Origin of the sequence: Leclercia sp. M50 (assembly GCF_037150775.1) — a bacterium.
Taxonomy (GTDB): Bacteria; Pseudomonadota; Gammaproteobacteria; order Enterobacterales; family Enterobacteriaceae; genus Enterobacter.
In genome coordinates this window covers 30773-50021 of record NZ_JBBCPK010000026.1, presented here as the reverse complement: position 1 = coordinate 50021, position 19249 = coordinate 30773, and the positions used below count along the sequence as shown (strand labels likewise).

At 55.3% G+C, this 19249-nt stretch carries 27 protein-coding genes and 1 pseudogene; 24 read left to right on the top strand and 4 right to left on the bottom strand.

What is annotated here, in order from left to right:
• From WFM46_RS08805 to WFM46_RS08790, 4 genes and pseudogenes are all read left to right on the top strand, one after another.
• Positions 1-198, top strand: a pseudogene (locus WFM46_RS08805) (IS3 family transposase); the annotation flags it as partial.
• Between the two features lie 59 nt (positions 199-257).
• Positions 258-830: a type II toxin-antitoxin system HigB family toxin gene (locus WFM46_RS08800; protein WP_309236370.1), complete on the top strand. Its 573-nt coding sequence runs from the start codon at positions 258-260 to the stop codon at positions 828-830.
• On the top strand, positions 827-1243 hold the full coding sequence (locus WFM46_RS08795) for a helix-turn-helix domain-containing protein (protein ID WP_114388500.1): 417 nt from the start codon (positions 827-829) through the stop codon (positions 1241-1243). Before WFM46_RS08800 ends, WFM46_RS08795 begins: the two co-directional genes overlap by 4 nt.
• 88 nt (positions 1244-1331) lie before the next feature.
• Complete coding sequence (locus tag WFM46_RS08790; protein ID WP_114388499.1) at positions 1332-1571, top strand: hypothetical protein; 240 nt, start codon at positions 1332-1334, stop codon at positions 1569-1571.
• Positions 1572-1887: 316 nt separating this feature from the next.
• Here the strand turns inward: WFM46_RS08790 and WFM46_RS08785 are convergent, their stop codons facing one another.
• Complete coding sequence (locus WFM46_RS08785) at positions 1888-2067, bottom strand: MbcA/ParS/Xre antitoxin family protein (protein WP_114388498.1); 180 nt, start codon at positions 2065-2067, stop codon at positions 1888-1890.
• 880 nt (positions 2068-2947) lie between these two features.
• Here WFM46_RS08785 and WFM46_RS08780 point away from each other — a divergent pair.
• The 12 genes from WFM46_RS08780 (at position 2948) to WFM46_RS08725 (ending at position 8607) form a co-directional block, all read left to right on the top strand.
• Positions 2948-3601: a VRR-NUC domain-containing protein gene (locus tag WFM46_RS08780; RefSeq protein ID WP_114388497.1), complete on the top strand. Its 654-nt coding sequence runs from the start codon at positions 2948-2950 to the stop codon at positions 3599-3601.
• On the top strand, positions 3598-4188 hold the full coding sequence (locus WFM46_RS08775) for a hypothetical protein (RefSeq protein WP_139157132.1): 591 nt from the start codon (positions 3598-3600) through the stop codon (positions 4186-4188). The genes WFM46_RS08780 and WFM46_RS08775 overlap by 4 nt, the downstream gene beginning before the upstream one ends.
• A 247-nt stretch (positions 4189-4435) precedes the next feature.
• Complete coding sequence (locus WFM46_RS08770; protein ID WP_256369321.1) at positions 4436-4558, top strand: hypothetical protein; 123 nt, start codon at positions 4436-4438, stop codon at positions 4556-4558.
• A gap of 5 nt (positions 4559-4563) precedes the next feature.
• Positions 4564-4842 (top strand): hypothetical protein, encoded by a 279-nt coding sequence (locus tag WFM46_RS08765; RefSeq protein WP_139157131.1) that lies wholly within the window; start codon positions 4564-4566, stop codon positions 4840-4842.
• Entirely contained in the window at positions 4835-5155 is a 321-nt protein-coding gene (locus WFM46_RS08760) for a helix-turn-helix domain-containing protein (protein ID WP_114388494.1), read from the top strand. The genes WFM46_RS08765 and WFM46_RS08760 overlap by 8 nt, the downstream gene beginning before the upstream one ends.
• A gap of 426 nt (positions 5156-5581) precedes the next feature.
• Positions 5582-5872: a hypothetical protein gene (locus WFM46_RS08755; protein WP_114388493.1), complete on the top strand. Its 291-nt coding sequence runs from the start codon at positions 5582-5584 to the stop codon at positions 5870-5872.
• Positions 5873-6021: 149 nt separating this feature from the next.
• A complete protein-coding gene (locus tag WFM46_RS08750) occupies positions 6022-6450 on the top strand; it encodes an ead/Ea22-like family protein (RefSeq protein WP_234600378.1) in 429 nt (142 codons plus the stop codon).
• Positions 6447-6839, top strand: a complete 393-nt coding sequence (locus WFM46_RS08745; protein ID WP_114388491.1) for a hypothetical protein — start codon at positions 6447-6449, stop codon at positions 6837-6839. Before WFM46_RS08750 ends, WFM46_RS08745 begins: the two co-directional genes overlap by 4 nt.
• Positions 6840-7127: 288 nt before the next feature.
• Positions 7128-7403 carry a type II toxin-antitoxin system RelE family toxin gene (locus WFM46_RS08740; protein WP_114388536.1) on the top strand — a complete coding sequence of 92 codons (276 nt, stop codon included), beginning with the start codon at positions 7128-7130 and terminating at the stop codon, positions 7401-7403.
• An 80-nt stretch (positions 7404-7483) separates the two neighbouring features.
• Entirely contained in the window at positions 7484-7858 is a 375-nt protein-coding gene (locus WFM46_RS08735; protein ID WP_114388490.1) for a helix-turn-helix domain-containing protein, read from the top strand.
• Between the two features lie 107 nt (positions 7859-7965).
• Positions 7966-8364: a DUF2314 domain-containing protein gene (locus WFM46_RS08730; RefSeq protein WP_234600377.1), complete on the top strand. Its 399-nt coding sequence runs from the start codon at positions 7966-7968 to the stop codon at positions 8362-8364.
• A 9-nt stretch (positions 8365-8373) separates the two neighbouring features.
• On the top strand, positions 8374-8607 hold the full coding sequence (locus WFM46_RS08725) for a hypothetical protein (RefSeq protein WP_114388488.1): 234 nt from the start codon (positions 8374-8376) through the stop codon (positions 8605-8607).
• Between the two features lie 879 nt (positions 8608-9486).
• On the opposite strand, the gene parM is transcribed toward WFM46_RS08725, so the two are convergent.
• Positions 9487-10239 carry a plasmid segregation protein ParM domain-containing protein gene (gene parM, locus WFM46_RS08720; RefSeq protein ID WP_234600376.1) on the bottom strand — a complete coding sequence of 251 codons (753 nt, stop codon included), beginning with the start codon at positions 10237-10239 and terminating at the stop codon, positions 9487-9489.
• A 664-nt stretch (positions 10240-10903) separates the two neighbouring features.
• Here parM and WFM46_RS08715 point away from each other — a divergent pair.
• From WFM46_RS08715 to WFM46_RS08700, 4 genes are all read left to right on the top strand, one after another.
• On the top strand, positions 10904-11329 hold the full coding sequence (locus tag WFM46_RS08715; RefSeq protein WP_114388477.1) for a hypothetical protein: 426 nt from the start codon (positions 10904-10906) through the stop codon (positions 11327-11329).
• Between the two features lie 139 nt (positions 11330-11468).
• Positions 11469-12314 carry a DegT/DnrJ/EryC1/StrS family aminotransferase gene (locus tag WFM46_RS08710; protein WP_139157128.1) on the top strand — a complete coding sequence of 282 codons (846 nt, stop codon included), beginning with the start codon at positions 11469-11471 and terminating at the stop codon, positions 12312-12314.
• On the top strand, positions 12314-12439 hold the full coding sequence (locus WFM46_RS08705; protein WP_256369320.1) for a hypothetical protein: 126 nt from the start codon (positions 12314-12316) through the stop codon (positions 12437-12439). Before WFM46_RS08710 ends, WFM46_RS08705 begins: the two co-directional genes overlap by 1 nt.
• Positions 12403-13818, top strand: a complete 1416-nt coding sequence (locus WFM46_RS08700) for a terminase (RefSeq protein WP_246843654.1) — start codon at positions 12403-12405, stop codon at positions 13816-13818. The genes WFM46_RS08705 and WFM46_RS08700 overlap by 37 nt, the downstream gene beginning before the upstream one ends.
• 43 nt (positions 13819-13861) lie before the next feature.
• Here the strand turns inward: WFM46_RS08700 and WFM46_RS08695 are convergent, their stop codons facing one another.
• Both WFM46_RS08695 and WFM46_RS08690 read right to left on the bottom strand, forming a co-directional pair.
• Positions 13862-14632, bottom strand: a complete 771-nt coding sequence (locus tag WFM46_RS08695; RefSeq protein WP_139157127.1) for a hypothetical protein — start codon at positions 14630-14632, stop codon at positions 13862-13864.
• 462 nt (positions 14633-15094) lie between these two features.
• Complete coding sequence (locus WFM46_RS08690) at positions 15095-15382, bottom strand: hypothetical protein (protein ID WP_104677979.1); 288 nt, start codon at positions 15380-15382, stop codon at positions 15095-15097.
• A 370-nt stretch (positions 15383-15752) separates the two neighbouring features.
• On the opposite strand from WFM46_RS08690, the gene WFM46_RS08685 reads away from it, so the two are divergent.
• From WFM46_RS08685 to WFM46_RS08670, 4 genes are all read left to right on the top strand, one after another.
• Positions 15753-16874 (top strand): tyrosine-type recombinase/integrase, encoded by a 1122-nt coding sequence (locus tag WFM46_RS08685; RefSeq protein WP_114388533.1) that lies wholly within the window; start codon positions 15753-15755, stop codon positions 16872-16874.
• 86 nt (positions 16875-16960) lie between these two features.
• Complete coding sequence (locus WFM46_RS08680; protein WP_104677981.1) at positions 16961-17533, top strand: hypothetical protein; 573 nt, start codon at positions 16961-16963, stop codon at positions 17531-17533.
• Positions 17534-17623: 90 nt separating this feature from the next.
• A complete protein-coding gene (locus tag WFM46_RS08675; RefSeq protein ID WP_168194531.1) occupies positions 17624-17797 on the top strand; it encodes a hypothetical protein in 174 nt (57 codons plus the stop codon).
• A 308-nt stretch (positions 17798-18105) separates the two neighbouring features.
• A protein-coding gene (locus WFM46_RS08670) for an IS3 family transposase (RefSeq protein WP_114388532.1) occupies positions 18106-19226 on the top strand; the annotation gives its coding sequence in 2 pieces (ribosomal slippage) (positions 18106-18364 and positions 18364-19226; 1122 coding nt in all).
• Positions 19227-19249 lie beyond the last annotated feature (23 nt).

Sequence of the window (19249 nt, the reverse complement as noted above, 5' to 3'; positions counted from 1 at the left end):
CTTCAGCAGCCGCATTCACAACGCCATCGGGCAGACCTGAGACTGACAGGACAGATTAAACAGTTCTGGCTGGAATCGGGATGCGTCTATGGTTATCGCAAGATCCATCTGGATCTGCGGGACAGCGGGCAACAGTGCGGAGTCAACAGAGTCTGGCGACTGATGAAACGTGTCGGGATAAAGGCTCAGGTCGGATACCCGATTCGGCGTTGAAGGCGCTGCTGGGGGGCCTCACTGAAGAGGACAACCGCCTGCTGATGGTGTCCGAAGCGTACCTGAACGAGGGCTATTTCTACGACACGCAGCACGCCCCTATGGATGAGTATTACTATACCGTTCGCAGCAAGGCGACAGAAAATCCGCTGGTACCTGCGTCCTGGTGCGAGAGGGTCGCAGCCGAACTTTCCCCGGAGCTCTACCGCCCCCACAAAGGGCGGTTTTTTGTGCGCATAAAGTTGACCATTAGGCAACAAAAAGATATTCTGTTGACATACAGACAACACAGAGCGCTCGAAATGCACTTAATTTCAAGGAAGACGATCAGGGAGGCAGCAGAAAAATTTCCGCGCGCGGCTGCTGAGCTTATCGAAATGGCTAAGACGATAGAAAAGGGCTCTTTCGCAACGCCGGAAGACCTAAGAAAATTTTTCCGCTCGTTGGACAACCATAAGGATCTGAATAGACACTACATTATCGATATCGGTCATAACGAATGGCGAGCTGTTTTGAAAATCGACTTTGTTAATCAAATCGTTTTCGTAAAAGGTATTTTTACTCATAAAGAGTATGACGTATTCAACGCCAAAGCGAAGAAAGGAAAGATAAAATGAACATGCCAGAAATCACTAAAGCAGGCGCGGCGCTTTTTGCCGTTGCGCCTTTCATCGCTGGGATTCATACCGAAGAACAGCACGCCGCCGCGCTGGAATTTGTAGAAAATCTTTTCGACGCGAACGATACAGACAACCCACTCTTTGAGATCGTCGCTGCGAAAATTAAAGAATACGAAAGTACCGCGCCGGAATATGCAGAATTTAACGCGCGATTAGCCGCGATCCCTACAGGCGTTGCGGTATTACGCACTCTTATAAGCCAACATGATTTAACATTCTCCGACTTACCGGAGATTGGCGGAAAATCGATGGTATCTCGCGTGCTTAAAGGCGAGCGTAAATTATCATTAGACCATATCAAAGCGCTGGCAGCGCGCTTTGGAATTTCACCTGCGCTTTTCATCGATTAAGAACAGAGCAGCCTATCTTGTAAACCACCTTGATCTACACTTTCATAAAAAATACTGTATATAAAAACAGTAAAAAGGAGCGTAGATCATGGTCCGCCGATACGAAATTCATAGCGCATTTGTCGCAGCAATACATAACAATCCGAAGGGTTTTCAGTGTGTGCGCACTGACGATTTCATCAGCCAGCTGGCGAAAGTTCACTGGCACTTCAACTGGCAAGACGCCAACAACTGGATAGAGCAAAACCAGACGTTTTTCGTCGATAAGACACCCGATGACAGCCAGAATAAACTCTGGATGCTGCGTACTATGGGGAGGGTGCTCTGATGGCCTTCGCATCACCCGCTAACGACTACGTAGAGAGCAGGCTCACTCCAGAGAAGATCTGCGGCGTTGGCATCGACACCCAAATACTGGATACCTCAACGGGCTTTGCGGTGATTGAGCCCATCAGCCAGCTCGTTAATGGGCAGGTGTTGTTGGTGCTGTCTGGAGGCCGTACCCAGTTCGCCTGGGTAATGGGGAAGTCGCTTATATTCAATGACGGCGAGACGATGGAAGGGAGCGCTGCAGAGGAAGTGAATGGACTTACTTCATCAACCGTGCGGCCAGTGATGAGTGCCCCGTGTAGGCCCGCAGAGGCTCAGGAGTACACACCGTGCTCCAGACGAGTGATCAGTTTCATAACCTCATCGGTCCCCGCTTCGGACGCCATCAACTCTGATGGCGTCTTCCATTTCAGGGCCCTGTTAGGCTGACTCATCCAATTTTGTGCTTCAATCTCGTTGCCTTCAAACAGCGCGATCACTCGATCAATGTTCATGGCTCATCTCCGGTTCGTTACTTCAGCATAAGCAGGGCGGGCGTTAAACGGTAATGTTGGTGGCTGTTTTTCCATAGCTCCGCTACTCCTGACGAGCATCACAAAAAAGCGACGCTACAAGCCAGAAGTAGGCGAAACCGTGCCAGCTTTGAGATACAGGTAGTTACCCGCCTGCGCTCCCCTGATTGCGTCCTGACATCACACCCCGTCTCATTTTGCAGCCGGATATCCGCTCTTTCTCCTCGGTGGCGGTATCGCACTCCTCACCTGTTCCGGCACTGCTTGACCTACTGGGTGCTCGCTCCAACGCTGGGCCTTGTAATCAGACTCCCCGTCTGGCCCAGGCTAACGCGTCCACGCGCGGACTTATCTCTCCACTCCACGTCGCGCAGGCACGGTAAATCGCCGCCAAAGGCGTTAGCCAATGCGGTAACTGGAACCAGGGAGCGGAAAAATAGTGCGAGGTGATGGGAAATTTTCCCATATTGCTGCTTTAATCGGCTTGAACATATGCCTTAAGGCAGATACACTGACTTTACATTATGGTGACTGGTCCGCTCCCACGGTTCAGTTACCCGGCAAATGAGTCCTGAGAAAACTCATTTACCCGATTAAACCCCGCGCCTGAGAACGTGGGGTTTCTTCGTTTCAGGGACATACAGTATCCTGGTATCGCTTCGCCTGGAAGATCATTTTAGGGATCCCGGATCAAATTTTTCGCTCCTATTATCACTTTTTCACCACTTTTTCCCTCCCTCACATCAAGACGCCTGAACTCTTTTTAATTAACCTGAATCTAAGTCATTCTTTTGGGCGCGTCGGTTGTTTTAATATCCTAAGACAGTAATTAAATTACATAATCATGAACGATGGAGAGTGAATGGCACGGTTCGGGGAAGACTTTCTGCAGACACAACTAGAACGCCGTCAGAAGTGGGCCGAAAAGGGCCTGCGCAGCGGCTCCGGAAAGAGCTTCAATCTGTCGAACCCGACCAGCAAGCCCTCCAGCAAAAAGAAGGTACAGCGCCCTGTAGGCGCGCGCCTCGGTGACCCGGGCTACGTTTCGCCTCATGCCGTGGCAATGGCCATGCTGGCGAAGAAGCCGGACCTACGGAAAGGGAACCAGGAGTATTACGAGCAGGTCGAATTGTTCGCCCGTATCGAGGTCGCAGACCCGGAGCTGTATGCTCTGACCAGTGCGATCCCGAACGGGGGTTACCGCCCAGGAAAGACGGCAGGCATGATGACGGCCAGCGGCCTGAAAAATGGCTACCCTGATGTTATGGTCGATATGCCGCGTGGTGTATATCACGGTTGCCGTCTGGAACTGAAAGCGAAGGGCGGGCGTATCAGCGAAGCGCAGATATTCAAGCTGCGCCTGCTGGCCGAACAGGGCTACTATTGCACGCTGGCTGAAGGGGTGGAGGAGGCATATCAGTTGCTTATGCAGTATCGTCACCTTGCCCCGGGTGAATCCATACCGACGTGGCCGCGTAATGTTGCCTGGGCAGAAAAGGAGAACAACGAACAGTGAAGATGACAAGCAAGCGCGCCGATATCGTCCGCGCCCTGAAGAGCGGACCAGCGGAGTACCTGATGATCCGCCCGATGGCCAGCGTGCCCGCACACCGCCGCCAGACCCTGCTGTCCGGAGCGAAGCTGGTGGTGCTGATGGACGGCGAAGCCCAGGAGCCCAAGGGCGTACCTGCAGCCAGCGCCATGGCCGCGCACGGACTGATTGACGCGGGCTACCTTGTGGAAGTGAAACCGGGCGTACTGCGCTGGGGTCACCTGTATATGCTGAGCGATAGCGGTAAGGCTCTCGATCTGCAGAATGCCCCGACTGACCGTCTGGGCTGGGACTGTAACCAGGGGCCGCGCATTTTCCGCCGGGACCTGGAAGCGATCGCGGCCGGGTACGGCGCCAACGTGCTGTTTAACAATACCCGCCACTGGTGGGAGCTGGCGATCCCGGGTGAGGGCGTGCGCAAGCGCCGGGTGATGCTGACTAACACGAAGAACCAGCCGATCGCCAAACTTGGTGACCTGCCGCTGAGCGCCTGGCGTGAAGTGATTGACCGTGTGGCCGTGCAGAACGGGCTGGAAAAGAAAACCGACTGACGTTAAGGGGGGCCATTGCGGCGCCCTACCCCCTCAAACATCCTAACGATTTTCTGTTGCGCAAATCAATGGGTTTAACGCGAGGGAAATAATAGCGATTCAGATCGTAAAACGCCGCAAACCGGGTCCGGTTCGCCGCCGGAACCATAAAAAGGAAGCGGACTATCAGCGGGATCGTCGTGAGCGTGAACGTCAGTTGGGGATCCTCGAGCTGCGCGGACTGCGTATCTCACTGACCGAAAGAAAGATGCTGGACGATTTGGTGGATGTAACGAGGTTCAGCAGCCGTGGTGAATTGTTGATGACCCTGGCGCGCCGTGAGGCTGACCGGCTTGGGATGGATTATCGGGTTAGCGGGGAAGTGCTGTGATGCAAATGGAAAACACAAAATGTCAGGCCCTGCTGGAGCTGCTGAATAGCCACCAGGACCAACTGGCCGCCGTGAACGTGGCGCGCCTGTTCGGCTGGGGTAACAGCCGCGTTTTACGCCTGATGACGGCTCTGAAAAAGGCCGTGCTTATCGAACCTATTACGAACCGGCCGGGTGAGTTCACGGCGAACGTGGAGGCGCTGGTGGATGGCCTGCCGCAAAACATCGTTGAGCTGGTTACCGATGTGATGTTCAACGACAAGATCGGGGCCAGTTATGAGTGAGTTGATCACCTGCACAGATTGCGCGGGCGCGGGCTGCAAAAGTGCGTTCATCAACGGCGGCCGGGACTTATCTAAGCACCGCTATGGTGCGGTGACCTGTTTCCGCTGTGAAGGCAAGGGAAAGGTACCGGCGCAGGCCCTGCGCTGGGCTGAGTACGGCCAGATTCTGAAAAGTCGCCGCACCCGGGCGGGCTTTACGCTGATGGCCGGCGCCGAGGCGCTGAAGATGACCCCAGCGGCGCTGTCAGCTATCGAACAGGGCTACACTCCCGCGCCGGTGACCCTTCGTGAGGCTAACAAGCATGGCCGCTGACAAGGTGCGTAGCAGGGCCGTGTCTGTGCGCACCAGCGCCGTGCCCTGTGACGATTGCACACTGTGCTGCAGGGGGACGCGATCAGCTTGCGCCCCGAGCTCGGAGAAGACGTGAGCCAGTATCAGACAAGCCCGAACTGGCCGCCCAGGGCATCCGGATGCTGGCGCACAAAGAGGATCTTACGTGCGTATACCTCACCGACGCGGGCTGTTCCATCCACGGCCGCGCGCCGGTGCTGTGCCGGGCCGGGTGTTTGACTGCCGGGCGCTCATGAAGGCGCTGGGGCCCGAGAGAGCAGTGTGGGCGATAAAGCGCGGAATGCTGAGCCCTGAAATTGTACTGAAGGGACACGAGCTGATCCCCACGCTGTCAGTGTGAATCTGGGCAACTAACTATTCGCAATGCAAATCTACCGGGAAGATTAAATGGATAAGCCTAACAACAACGAAAAACACAAACCCATCCTCGACTTTACTGCCGACGAGGACGCCGTGTCCCGGCTGCATAAGCTGACCATGGAAATGCAGGATCTCAGCATGGCGCACAATATCCCGATGGTGGCGGGCTTCTGTATCGAGGTGCAGGACGGGATTCACGGTATTGTGCTGAGCTCCTACATCGACAGCTGCAAAACGCCAGCCCCTATGAACATGCTGGGCGCCGTTGAAATGCTCAAATCGGAACATATTTCCCCGGAGTTGGTGAAAATGTTGTAAGTGCTGTAAGTGCGTAACAACAGCACAACCCCGTGTGACTGCGAGTCCTGCCGTGCTGAGAGTGAGCGCGAAGACGAGCCAGATAGCTCCCTGCGCGGCGCAGCGCCGGGCGTGGTGCTTCACTGATGGGCGGGGAGAAGGTGGAAGCGATGAAACTGAGTAATGAACAGGTAACGAAGCTGATGGCCAGCGCCGATCCTGATGTTCGTCTGATGGCCCACCGGGTAGACGAACCGGCGACGTTGGCTGAGGTGGCGCTGCTGCGCGAGGAAAACCAGTATATTCGTATGCGTTATAAGGAGGCGGATCTGCTGTTTGGCAAAATGATACTGGCCATGCGTGCGGCCATCATTGAAAGCGAGCATGGCAAGGGTGCAGACGCCGGGATCGAGTGGCTGATCGATGCCCTCGAAGGCCCCGGCGAACTGCCACCAGCCAGCGAGACAGACGCGCGGGCATACTTTGAGCGCGAACTGGTATCCATAGATGCGGAAATGGATGTCTGTTTCGACTATTTCCAGGCACGACAGAAGAAGATCATCGCCGCCCAGCAATCGGCGCAGGGAGACGCACAATGACAAGCGAGAACATCAAGCCGCTGGTGGATGAATACGAGGGCCTGCTGGCAGGCATTCAGTCGAAATGCTCAGGCTTTTCAGCGGATAGCATCGTGCGCACGGTGCAGTTCATCCGTAAGTTCACCGCGGAGTATGCCGCCCTGCTGGAGGTGACGCCGCTCGAAGTGCTGGCGGCGGTCGAGAAGGCGCGGGGCTACACAGCCCCGAACTATTACCAGCAGTCCAATTTCCCTAACATCAAGGATGTGACGGTGTTTGCCAGCCTTGGCGCATTGCAGGCGGCGATCCCCAGCAAGCAATTCCGTTGCCCGTGCTGTATGGGCGTGTCCAGCGGCCCCTACACCTGCAACAGCGGCGAGAAGAGGAAGGATGGGGCGGACTGTAACTGAACGAGCTACGGCCTGTTCGGCACGCTCGGTAAAAGCTTGCGCGTGCTGGTGAAAGACGCCTTCCTGTCCCAGCCCCGCGTGCATGAGATTTTCATGCCACTGATCCCCCGACTGACGCCACGGCGGCCTGAGTGAAAGCCTCTGCGGAGGCTTTTTTTCTGCCCGCTGCGGGTGATGGATATCACTAAATAACTAAATATATAACTAAATATGTTTAGAAATAACTAAATTATGTTATATTGGACTCATCCCACGAGGGATATGTTCTTTAAAAACATGAAGAGGCAAATGCCTGAAATTGTCTGGACGGGTAAAGCCACCAAACAACTTCTAAAGCTCCCCACCGCTGACGGTGACGCGATAGAGGAGGGGGTGGAAGAACTGCAAAAGTGGCCGAACATTCCACACCTGAACGTGAAGAAGCTGACGGATGACAAGAAAGGGCGGTGGCGGTTAGCAGTAGGCAACTACCGGGTTCTCTGGACGGTAATCAAAGGGGAACCCGTGATTATCGAGGTGCTGGAAGTGCTGAAACGAACCACAACAACCTACAAAAAACGCTAACAGGAGCGGCGGGGAAACCCGCCGGAACCTGCCTCTTCATGAATGGCTAAGCACTGAACCTCACAATGACGAGAGTAATCATGAGCAAAGTACAATATGTGACTGACGAGAACGGCAACCGGATCAGCGCCATTATCCCTATCAGCCTGTTTAACCGGCTGGTGGCACAAAGCGATCTGGACGAGCTGTATGAATCCGTGCCCGTTGAGGCGGGCGAAAGCGACGTTGAGACGTACCCTCACGAGGTCGTCAAGCTGCACCGGAAGGAGGGCGTACCCATGCACGTTGCCTGGCGCCTGTTCCGGGGGCTGTCGCAGGAAGACGTGGCCAAAGAGCTGGGCATCACACAAGCCGGTGTCTCGAATATGGAGAAGCGCAAGAAACCCCAGAAGACCACGCTAGAGAAGCTGGCGGCGCTGTATAACTGCCGCGTCACCCAACTGGTACTGGATTAAGCGCCAATGGCTACGTTTGAAGATGCACAACGTATGGAGCGCCTTTACCCGGATACCTTCGCCGCACCTGGCCAGACCGAACTGGATTCGGTTGTGGTCGGGTCAGCGTGAAAGTCTGCGTAGATCGGGAGCGTTTCTGGGTGGCGGTGACGGCTGTCGAAGGTGACACCGTAACGGGACGTATCAACAACGATCTGTTGCATACGGCCAGACATGGCCTGCGCGACGGGGATAGCGTCACCTTTGAGAAGCGCCATATCTACGACGTGCTTGATGAGGAACGCGATCAGCTGCTCGCCGCCACACCGTTCCCGCACGAGGAAGGTGAAGCTATGTGCCAGCGTATCGCCAGTGAGTTTCATGCACGGGGCGGGAAGGCCGATCTTGCCGTCTCTGCGGCGCTGGTGAAGGAGTTCTACGCTTGGACACGCCTACACCAGGAGATTAGCCAGCAGGGTGTGATGGTCATGCAGATGCGCATTACGCACCTGTCGAAGAGTCATTGAGGAGAGAAGATGGAACAGGAAATACCGCTCTTCCCGTGGAGTACGCCGTTTGATCCGTCGCAGGAAACCTACATTCATGATGGAGTGTATGCCCGGTTCGACGGCTACCAGGTCTGGATACGCACCGATGCGGGTGACTCTATCGCGCTGGATGACGCGACGCTGGGCTTGTTGCTGCAATATCGTGGACGGGTGGAGGACGTGCTGAAAAAGGCGGAGAGCCCGCCGGAACCGGCACATTAACCAATAAGAAAGGCGCCCGAAGGCGCCTTTTGTTTTCGTATCAGTCAAAAAACTTACTGATTTGTTCTAAAAGCTCGAGCGCCAGTTTTGCAACGACGATCAGGCCTTTCAGAACGATGATTAATTTACTAATCATACGTACCTCCAACGATGCGGAGGGAGAGCACCGACGTCTACTCCAAATGGCCTGTTACATCGGTTTTTTTCTCTTACGTGTCAGCTAAAGAGAGCACTCCAACCTATGAGAGCACTTTGTATCGCGGTACCACCCGTTCTACAAAGCCAGGGCTTTTGGTGTGTTTTGTATCTAAACGTCGTTTGCCGCGACCAAAATATTCGCGTATCATTTTTCCTGTCAGCTAAAGAGAGTACCCCCCGGTTGAGTTACCAGCTCATCCGGAACCGCAAAGACCCGACCTTACCAGTCGGGTTTTTTGCGTCTGGTCTTTCTAACTCTATGACTGACAGTGATTATTCTAAAGGAGTTTATTTCCTGAACAAGAGTTGATTTTGAGGTTAAATTGAGGTTGTCAAGCAATAAAAAATCGCAAGTGCCCGTACCGTAAGGCTTGGATGTCATGTCAATATTTCAGAAAAAAATGAAAATTTGATCGACTGCTGATTTCTTCAGCTTTTGTGTCAAAAAGCGCGTCAAACCTATGCTCCATCGGTGTCAAAAGTGAAGTTTTCCCCTCTAAATTTCAAAAATAAGGCCCCAAAAGGAGCCTTATTTATGCTGGCGGATCGGTTACTGGCCCATTTTCGGCAGGGCTGGTCTGTGCGCAGGAGTTTGCTTCGTTTCCGTTGGTGGCGTCTGCACGGTCTGAGGTGCGTGTTGCACCGGTACTTCCTCTACAACCGGCGTAACAGGTTTCGCTGTTACCACGTCACTTTCTGGCTGGTGGACGGCTGACCCAGCAGGGCCAGCAACTCATTGATCAGGATGTTTCGACGCACCGATGGCGTACCGGCCAGATACGCAGGGTGCTGATCCAGCATGATGAGCGTATCCAGTACGCCACACTCTTTAAGCAACATCCCGCCCGCTACGCACTGCGTAACCAGCAGGCCCTTACCAGCGGTATCGGCCTGTAGCATGTTGTTAAGGTATTCAGCAGCCTCTGTAACCAGATCAGAAACGTCGATACGGGCGGCAATAGCCTGCGGGGTTTCCAGTGAGGAACCGATGTAACCACGGCTGATCACGGCCTTCACGTCCGAGTCTGGCATCGACTGCACGTCTTCAATGTGACGTTCACGCGCCAGCAGGGTGCGGAAGTGGCTAACCATCAGGTGAATGCCGTGTTCATGGGTGCTGAAGTCCACGATCTCGTCGCCGGTGCTGATGATGGCGTAATCGGCGGTAAACTCGCCCAGGTCAACGACCAGCGTCTTATGCTCTTCCGGGTAGGACTGGTTACCTTCCTCACGGGTGGCGCAGTAGTAATAGGCTGGCAGGGCTTCCGGGTAGACGGTAACGGACATGATGACCGGGGGCTCATACGCGCCGTACGCGTTGGTGCAGCCGCCCATGAGGTTGTCTTTTTTGGCCTGAATACGGGTCAGGTTAACCGGCTGCGAGGCGTCGCCGCGGTTATAGAACTGTTCCACCGGCAGGGTGCAGCCAACCACGCACGCTACACCGCCAGATTCGCTTTAGACATCGTATCAACGGCCAGAACGGAGTTGGTAGGCCGGATCTAGGGTAGTCAGTGGTTTGGTAGGGTTACGACGCACGGTAAAGCGGTTTCCCAGACGCTGTTGCTCATGTGAGAGGAACCGAACCCGGCGGAGGCATCTTGCTCGATCAGTGAGGGCTGGTGGGTTTCATACAGGGCACCTTCAGCGTCATGGAACGAACAGGCGATGTTGCCGCTGCCGTCGTCTAGTGCTACCAGCGCAATAAATGGCTATTCAGGGTTAGGATGTTCTGCCGCTGCTTTAATTTTTTTAACGTTCATCTTCTTTGCTCCTTGATGTCAGATGAGGCTGATAAGCCAGACGACATGATAGCCGTAAGTGGCTCTCAAAAGAACCTATTTTCCTCTAAAAAAACTGAATAATAATTCGCGTCGCGGAGCTCTTCACGTCGCCACCACATTTTAAGGTACTGAAATTCCATAAAATGGCTAAAAATGGGCAAAAAAAGCAAACAGGGATTTTGTGGTATTAATACGGGGCGATTGTACGCTTCATATGCGACCGAACCGGTGCCTGTTTTTGTTTCTGGTTTACAGATTAATAGATAGGAAAAATCGTTAGGATGTTTTTAAGCGGGCATAACAGAGGCGCGGGCGTGGCAAAGACGGACTGGCAGTATCACATAGCTAACTACCTGGAGCAGTACGCCAGCACGCTGACGCTCGCGCAATATGCCGAGGCTAACGGTCTTAACCCGAATACCGTCCGTCGTGAAATGAAGCCCGCTATCAACGTGGCGCAGGCCAACCAGCCCGCCGGTAAGAAACCCGCCAGCAAGAGCAAGAAGCCCCCGAAAACCCCCGACGAACCGGCCCCTGTCCTGAAGGTCGGCAAGGTGCTGCGCGCGGAAGTCCGCCAGATGTCCGCCGACCAGCGGGCCGCCCGAAAACGTGATCAAAACAGTGATCAAAACAGTGATCAAAACGGTGGTGATCAAAATTCTGATCACAATCAGGCTGATCACAATAAGGGGCGGGGAAAGCGGGAGCCCGCACCCGGCAAGGCGTCCGGGGGGAGGTAAGGGCAAAAAAGCGGGGGGCGACACACACGCTGATCACCCGGCCAGCACGCGTGATCAGAATTTCCGGGATCATTCACCGACGCGCCCAAATGATGCCGCGTTGCCCGCGTTATACGGCGAGGTGGGCGGCACCCATAACATGGATTTCGGCGGTTACTGTTCGCTGCTGGAAATGGACGACGACATCGTGGAGCTGGCGCTGGCCACCGGGCTGGATAACCGCGACCTCGTTTTAGCCCAGGGCCGGTACATGACCATGTACCGCAAGCAGAACCAGATCCTCAAGAAGATAGCCGAGGACTACGACAGCTCGCCGTGGGTGGATGAGGAAGGCCAGCCGATGCCGCGCGACCAGGTTGAGGCGCAGGCTATCTTCGGTACCAGCCAGCGCATGACCGAGCTGGAGTCGGCGATCGCCCGCCACAAGCTGGGGCTGATGAAGTTCGAGCTCGACCGGCAGAAACAAGCGCTCGATGCCCGCAAGCAGGCACTGGCCGAGTGGAACCGGCACCCGATGCCGCTGGCCGAACGTATCGAGCATACCCGGGCCATCATGAAACACCGGGTGGACAATGAGCTGTCAGCCCTGGAGACGGCGCGCCTGTTCGACCTGGAGCACCTCGAGTACCCGCCATCGCTGCACGCGGAAATGCTCAAAGAGGTGAGCTGGATAGAGCCTACCGCCCATAAGGAAGGCGGTGTCACTGACGAGGAGCTCGAGGCAGAGTCCCGCGCCTACCGCGAGCAGCAGCGGGTGCGCGAAGAGTGGCTTCTGGCCCGTAATGAAGAGATTACCGGCATCATCGCCAACGAGGCCGCACACCAGGCCGGCGAGCTCCTGCAGGAGGACGACTTCACCGGTACCGACGGTGCAGACGGCGAGGGCGTGCTGGTGGGGGATGTCGTGGACGCATGGACACCGGATGACGCCCTTCCGGACGACGAAGACGACGACCCGAACGCTGAGCCAGAGGAAACCTGGTAATGGCCAAGATACGCTCCATTACCCGCGACCCGCGCTACCGTGACCTGGTGCGCCGGTACCGTTATGACTGGACGACGGCCGCGGTGGAGTGTTCGGTAAACACCCCACCTGGCAGCAGGAGCTGATCCTCAACTCCACGCAGGAAACCGGCGCCAAGACGGCCGTCTCTTCCGGCCACGGTACCGGTAAGTCGGACATGACCAGTATCATGATCCTTATCTACATGCTGTGCTTTCCCGGCGCCCGTGTGGTGGTGGTAGCCAACAAAATCGGCCAGGTACAGCAGGTCGTCTGGAAGTACCTCAAAATCAACTACCGTGAGCTCTGCCGCCGTCACCCGTGGGTGGAGCAGTATTTCGTGCTGACGGAAACGACCTTCTTCGAACGCTCCAGTAAGGGCGTATGGTTCGTCAGCCCGAAGGGTTGCCGTATCGGTAACGAAGAATCCCTCGCCGGTGAGCACGCCAAACACCTCTTCTACATCGTCGATGAGGCCTCTGGTGTCTCGGATAAGGCCTTCGGGGTAATGACCGGCGCTCTGACCGAGGAAGACAACCGCATCCTGCTGCTGAGCCAGCCAACGCGTCCAAGCGGCTACTTCTACGATTGTCACTACAAGCTGGCCAAGCGTCACCCGGGCGACAAGGAAGGCTACACGGCGATCAAGCTCAACTCCGAGCAGTCGCCGCTGGTTACCACGGCGTTTATCCGTACCAAGATCCGCGAATACGGCGGGTCCCGTGACGCGCCGGAATACATGATTAAGGTCCGGGGCGAGTTCCCGCGCACCAGCGCCGCTAACCTGCTGTCACGCGACGAGTGCGAACGCGCCACCAAATCCACACCGAAGCTGGCCAAGGGCTGGGGCTGGCTGCTGCTGGCCGACGTCGGCAACGGCCGCGACAGCTCCGTGGCCACCCTGGTGCGCGTCAGCGGCGATCGCTACGAGCGCCGCGTGGTGCCGGTGTCCGTGAGGGAATGGCCGGGTACTATCGATCCGGTCAACTTCGGCCGTCTGCTGGCCGCTGAGTACACGCCAGACCAGTACCCTAACCTTTCCTATGCCTTTGACGGCGACGGCGTAGGGGCCGATACAGCGACGATTCTGGAGGAGGCCGGGCGGCGGGTGCAGCGCATACGCTGGGGTCAGCCGTGCTTCTCCCAGGACGACAAGAAACGATTCCTCAATAAACGCGCCTACGCCAACATCATGACGCGCGATGCCGTGCGAACCGGCCGCCTGCGCCTCGATCGCCACGAGAAGACCCTCGACCAGGCCTCACGTTTGCCGTGCAAGCTGAACGAGCTGGGGCTCTGGTGCATGATGCCCAAAGAGACAATGCGTAAGGAAATGGGCCTGCCGTCTCCCGATCGCTGGGATACCTATTGCTTCAGCTTCATGGTTGATTATGTTCCGGCTGAAATGGTTATTACCCGCGATATGGTCAAAGAGCGTGAATCGGTGGCGGGATGGGCGAAGGATCTGGTTGCGGAAGATGTCTGATGCCCCGCCTGGGGAAGGGTGCGGCGGGGTGCAGAGACAACACTTATTTTTGCTTCTGACGGGCCTGATATTGGGCGCGGGCCTTCAGAATCTCACTTTCCTTGTAGACCAGCCCGGCGAGCCCGGACAGGGAGCAATCCAGCGGTACCACACCCAGATGCTCGAGACGGTCTGAACGCGGCGCCATGACGCGCGGCGTGCGGATCTCGATGCTGCTGTTTGGGGCGGCGAACGCGATCCCTACGCGTGGTACCCGTACCTTATTGCTGGTTCCATCCGTGAACGTCAGAGTACAGATTGTTTCCGTGCTGCAGGTATTGCGGATCCGGTAGTGAGTCTCACTGTCACCGGCCAGCATTTCACGTTCACGCACGAGCTGGCGCAGCAGCGTGCTGTCGTGGCTCACATCCACGCCCTGGCGCGCGTGACGAATAGCGCGGTCATAGCGGCCCAGAATGCTCGCTTTGGTGTACTTTTTGCTGGTGGTGGCGCTGCCGACGGCAATGGACATCGAGCGCACGCCATGGATCACCTGCGGTACCGGCGCCAGCACAAAAGCATTGCTGGGGAAGCGTACCGGGTCGGCGAGGGTGAGGTCGCGTGCGCGGTTTTCCCACTCCTGCGTCAGGCGCTGCAGGTCCAGAATGATGTCACTGTCAGACAGCACCGCAACGTGACGGTGTTTAACGACAGCAGCCGGGGCCTCCTGTGACTCCGGGTCGGTCCGCTCTTCCAGCGGGATATTCTCTTCTTTTATTTCATGATGGACCGAAAAGCTCTCGATGATCTTTATAGCGGTATTTCGAACGTTCAAAAACTTTTCGTACCGAGCGATGTCGATGGCCATGGTTGGTTTTACCTTTGCCTAATGTAACTTCAGATAAATGCGAGCCTGATACAGATAAATGCGACCTTAATACGGGGGGGTACCGGATCAATACGCCGGGTCATATTAGCTCACAAAAGGACCGTTTAAAATAGCTTAGGAAGTGAATCAAGGCTTTACGCCAGAACTTGGGAGGAACTGGCGTCGATACGGTTTAGCGGCGTTTAACGTCTCTGTTAGCCGCAAAGAGCACCAGGAATAGCCAGAGAATGGCGCCAGCTATGGTGAAGTGTAGTTGAGTATTGAATGCGTGCAGTGCAAGGATGCAAAGAGTTATGCTACATATGCGTACAGCAAGTCGATAAGGAGTATCCGTTAGGAAGTCGAGAGGGAGGGAAATTAAGATTAATCACACTGCGGCCTGGATGGCTATATCTACAGGAACCCGGCTTAGCACTCCACCGGTAAGGAGTCGCTGGCGGTCGTGCGGGCCAGTTCTGTCAGTTGAGTCGCTGGGGTGTATTTAATCTCCTTCATGGCGGCCACGAACAGGCGACGGATTCTGGCTATTTCGCCCTGGAGGCTGTCTGGGATCGCAAACTGATAAATGATCCACGCGGACAAGATATCTGAACCTCCACATACGGCTTCCACGTCGGCGATGTTCGCCGGGAGCTGAAGAGAGGCCCGATTGCGTCCGGTGGCGCGGCTGTAAACAAAGTCAATATTGTTTACCATTTCTCTTACTTCCATTCCTTCGACCTCAACATGTTTCACCCGAGCTGGCGGGTGGGTCATCTTATTCTGTCATATTACTGGGCGTGCGAGCGGTTTCCCGGTGCGATGGCACTGCCGCCAATACTGACAGATATCACTAATATTTGCAGGGTTAACTACATCAGGCCCCTGTAAAACAGGAACCGGCTCACAATATAAAACTTACACAAGTTGACACAGGGTAACATCGAGATTGATTCGGACGAACACACTACCCTCATAAAAAGACTTATTTATCAATTCGGACTAATGGCAGTTATTCCGATTTGACCCCATAATACACAAGCGCAACCGACGCGCCTAATAATTACAAAAAAGTGGAATTTCCTTTATGACGCAGCTCATTAATCCCGACGCCGGGCAACTGTTTCCGGCTGAAATCATAAGCAGCATTGATAGTTTGGATCTCGATGCTTTTTCGCCGGGTGACCTCGGGGACCTCATTCGCCGCGCGCGGCTGCATGGCCATCGTATCGAAAAGCACCCGCGCATCCAGGACGCCATCAGGCAGAACCTCGAGGCGTTTCAGTTCCGCGCCGGTCGCTACTCCGATCGCACGCTGGAATCGCTCACCGGTGCCTGGCAGCGTTACGTCACCTGGTGCAGCCAATATGATGACCGGTCGCCATTACCCGCAGACGTGGCCGACGTGGAAGCCTACCTGACCGAGCGTGCCGGTTCGGTGCATCGCAACACCCTGGCGATCGACCGCTGGGCCATCGGCCGGGTAAGCCGCGCCGCCGGTTGCCCGGACCCCACGACGGATGAGCGCCTGAAGGACACCTTCGCCGCCCTGGTGCGGGCCAAGGTGCAGGCGGAGGAAACGACCGAGCAGGCCTCGGCGCTGCGGGAGCTGCACCTCGATCAGCTGGTGGAGTTGTGGCGTGAATCGCCGCTGCTGGTGTGCAGGCGCGATCTGGCCCTGCTGGTGGTGGCGTATGAAACCCTGCTGCGTGCGTCGGAGGTGGCGCGTATCCGCTGCAGTCACCTGCGCATATCCAGTGATGGCACCGCCATCCTGACGATCCCCATCACGAAAACTAACCACTCCGGCGAACCGGACAAGGCCCCGCTTTCCCGCCAGGGAGTTCGCGTGCTGCTGGACTACCTGACGGCCGCCGGTCGCAAGCTCGAGGGCGATCAGTACCTGTTCGGCAAGGTGACGAAACACAATAATGCCGCCTATGTCAGCGGCCCGCTTTCGGTCGATACGGTGGAGAATATCTTCGCCCGGGCCTGGAAGGCGCTCGGGCTGGAGACGCTCGGGATCCCGCGCTGGTCGGGACACTCCGCCCGGGTCGGGGCCTCGCAGGACCTGGCGGCCGAGGGGTACAACACGCTGGAGATCATGCAGGCCGGGCGCTGGACAAGCGAAAGGATGGTGATCCGTTACTGCCGTGACATTCTGGCCGGAGAGTCGGCAATGGCGCGTCGCCGTGCCAGAAAGTATTAGCAGCGTACCGGGAAGCCGTAAATGGTTAACTTTGATACGCCCGGACGATATAATTGCTCCAGGCTTAAGATAAAGGACGACATTAATTGAGCATCCTATCCACACAGCAACTCCACGAGCATTGCCTTGCCACTACACAACAAGCTATTGAAGTGATTGGGTGGACTAATATCGAAGTTGGCATATTAAGTGAAGAAGAAAAACGCCAGCTTGAAGACGCTAGCTTACAAAGTAACTTGAACTGGCGATGGGCAATGGAGGCTTATAGCGGAAACGCTGATGACGGAATACTGGATATAACCTTAAAGCTGAGCGACCGCGACGCGCCAGAAGAGCTGCAGGCAGTTATCATTTGTAAATACGATCAGCGCCGTGAGCAATTTTTAATTTGCATGTTAGAAAATTTCATTTCGGATGAAGAAACTGAACTGACAGGCAATGTATTAATTATTGCTCTCATCTACGCGACAACTTTCTGCGAAATCGCTGATCTTGACGACATTTATATTAAAGATCCGACAGACGATGCAAAACCACGTTATCGCAGTTATGGATTTGCTCAGGTATGGGATGACCACAATAAGATGTCAGCAAGTGCGCTCGACGTGCTCGATACCATACGCATGAAGGTGAATGGCGTTAACCCTGATGAAGAATGACAACCGAAACCAGCAGTCGACAGGCTGTTTGTTTAATGTACGCGTTTGTTATAAAATTAGTCGTACAGGCTCTGGCCAAAGAGGTTAAAAATGATTAAACAACAAAAAAGAATCACTTCTGATAAAGCTATTGCTGGTGCGAAACGCTCTCTCGCCTTCTGGGCTTCCATCGACGGCAACAAACTTGCCAGAGTAGGCCTGAAGGAAAAAGACATGGATATGGTCGGGCCGAAGAAAGGCGTAAAGCCAGTAAGCCACGGATAATATTCATTATCCCGATCAGACAGTAAGGCTCCCACTGGGAGCCTTTTTCATTATGACCATTCGGAGCTGCTACTACGCACGCAGGATCATGTTGCGGAAACGCCTTTGGACATCTTTTGACAGGTGTTGGTTGAACTCCCACGCAAGCGCATAGCCTTCATCACCACCTACTTCATTTTCGAAACCACAAGTCTGGAAATAGCTGACGTAATTATCAAGCAAGTAATCATGCACCTCTGACCTGCTCCCCGTTGATTAGTACACCCCGATGTTAGTAATGTCTTCATAAGCCACATGAGGACATCCCCATGAAGAAGCGTTTTTCCGACGAACAGATCATCAGTATTCTCCGCGAAGCCGAAGCTGGGGTACCCGCCCGTGAACTCTGCCGCAAGCATGCCATTTCCGATGCCACGTTTTACACCTGGCGTAAGAAGTATGGCGGTATGGAGGTGCCTGAAGTTAAGCGCCTGAAGTCGCTTGAGGAAGAGAACGCCCGCCTCAAGAAGCTGCTCGCTGAAGCCATGCTGGATAAGGAGGCGCTTCAGGTGGCTCTGGGGCGAAAGTACTGACGACAGACCAGAAGCGGGAAGCTGTGGTGTTGATGTGTGATGCGACCGGTCTGTCGCAACGTCGTGCCTGCAGGCTTACAGGTTTATCCCTGTCGACCTGCCGCTATGAGGCTCACCGTCCGGCTGCTGATGCGCATTTATCAGGGCGCATCACTGAGCTGGCACTGGAGCGCAGGCGTTTTGGCTACCGACGCATCTGGCAGTTACTGCGCCGTGAAGGCCTTCATGTTAATCACAAGCGCGTGTACCGCCTTTACCACCTTAACGGGCTGGGCGTAAAACGCAGACGACGTCGTAAAGGGCTGGCAACAGAACGTCTGCCGCTGCTCCGTCCGGCGGCGCCCAATCTGACCTGGTCGATGGATTTTGTCATGGACGCACTTTCCACCGGTCGCAGGATCAAGTGCCTGACCTGCGTGGACGACTTCACGAAGGAGTGTCTGACGATTACCGCCGCATTCGGGATTTCAGGCGTTCAGGTCACGCGAATTCTGGACAGCATTGCACTGTTTCGAGGCTATCCGGCGACGATAAGAACGGACCAGGGGCCGGAGTTTACCTGCAGAGCACTTGACCAGTGGGCTTATGAGCATGGGGTGGAGCTGCGGCTTATCCAGCCGGGCAAGCCAACACAGAACGGATTTATTGAAAGTTTTAACGGACGATTCAGGGATGAGTGGCTCAATGAGCACTGGTTCAGCGATATAGTTCACGCCAGGAAAACGATTAATGACTGGCGGCAGGATTATAACGAGTGTCGTCCACATTCATCGCTGAACTACCAGACTCCGGCTGAATTTGCAGCGGACTGGCGAAACGGGAAATATGAAGAAAAACCAACCGACATTACTAACTGAAGGTTGTATCTAATCCTGGGGGC

Excerpts from the sequence above, each read along its gene's own strand:
- WFM46_RS08800 (WP_309236370.1), top strand. The coding sequence starts at position 258 with ATGGTGTCCGAAGCGTACCTGAACGAGGGCTATTTCTACGACACGCAG.
- WFM46_RS08795 (WP_114388500.1), top strand. The coding sequence starts at position 827 with ATGAACATGCCAGAAATCACTAAAGCAGGCGCGGCGCTTTTTGCCGTT.
- WFM46_RS08790 (WP_114388499.1), top strand. The coding sequence starts at position 1,332 with ATGGTCCGCCGATACGAAATTCATAGCGCATTTGTCGCAGCAATACAT.
- WFM46_RS08785 (WP_114388498.1), bottom strand. The coding sequence starts at position 2,067 with ATGAACATTGATCGAGTGATCGCGCTGTTTGAAGGCAACGAGATTGAA.
- WFM46_RS08780 (WP_114388497.1), top strand. The coding sequence starts at position 2,948 with ATGGCACGGTTCGGGGAAGACTTTCTGCAGACACAACTAGAACGCCGT.
- WFM46_RS08770 (WP_256369321.1), top strand. The coding sequence starts at position 4,436 with ATGCTGGACGATTTGGTGGATGTAACGAGGTTCAGCAGCCGTGGTGAA.
- WFM46_RS08765 (WP_139157131.1), top strand. The coding sequence starts at position 4,564 with ATGGAAAACACAAAATGTCAGGCCCTGCTGGAGCTGCTGAATAGCCAC.
- WFM46_RS08760 (WP_114388494.1), top strand. The coding sequence starts at position 4,835 with ATGAGTGAGTTGATCACCTGCACAGATTGCGCGGGCGCGGGCTGCAAA.
- WFM46_RS08755 (WP_114388493.1), top strand. The coding sequence starts at position 5,582 with ATGGATAAGCCTAACAACAACGAAAAACACAAACCCATCCTCGACTTT.
- WFM46_RS08750 (WP_234600378.1), top strand. The coding sequence starts at position 6,022 with ATGAAACTGAGTAATGAACAGGTAACGAAGCTGATGGCCAGCGCCGAT.
- WFM46_RS08745 (WP_114388491.1), top strand. The coding sequence starts at position 6,447 with ATGACAAGCGAGAACATCAAGCCGCTGGTGGATGAATACGAGGGCCTG.
- WFM46_RS08740 (WP_114388536.1), top strand. The coding sequence starts at position 7,128 with ATGCCTGAAATTGTCTGGACGGGTAAAGCCACCAAACAACTTCTAAAG.
- WFM46_RS08735 (WP_114388490.1), top strand. The coding sequence starts at position 7,484 with ATGAGCAAAGTACAATATGTGACTGACGAGAACGGCAACCGGATCAGC.
- WFM46_RS08725 (WP_114388488.1), top strand. The coding sequence starts at position 8,374 with ATGGAACAGGAAATACCGCTCTTCCCGTGGAGTACGCCGTTTGATCCG.
- WFM46_RS08710 (WP_139157128.1), top strand. The coding sequence starts at position 11,469 with ATGGATTTCGGCGGTTACTGTTCGCTGCTGGAAATGGACGACGACATC.
- WFM46_RS08705 (WP_256369320.1), top strand. The coding sequence starts at position 12,314 with ATGGCCAAGATACGCTCCATTACCCGCGACCCGCGCTACCGTGACCTG.
- WFM46_RS08690 (WP_104677979.1), bottom strand. The coding sequence starts at position 15,382 with ATGGTAAACAATATTGACTTTGTTTACAGCCGCGCCACCGGACGCAAT.
- WFM46_RS08685 (WP_114388533.1), top strand. The coding sequence starts at position 15,753 with ATGACGCAGCTCATTAATCCCGACGCCGGGCAACTGTTTCCGGCTGAA.
- WFM46_RS08675 (WP_168194531.1), top strand. The coding sequence starts at position 17,624 with ATGATTAAACAACAAAAAAGAATCACTTCTGATAAAGCTATTGCTGGT.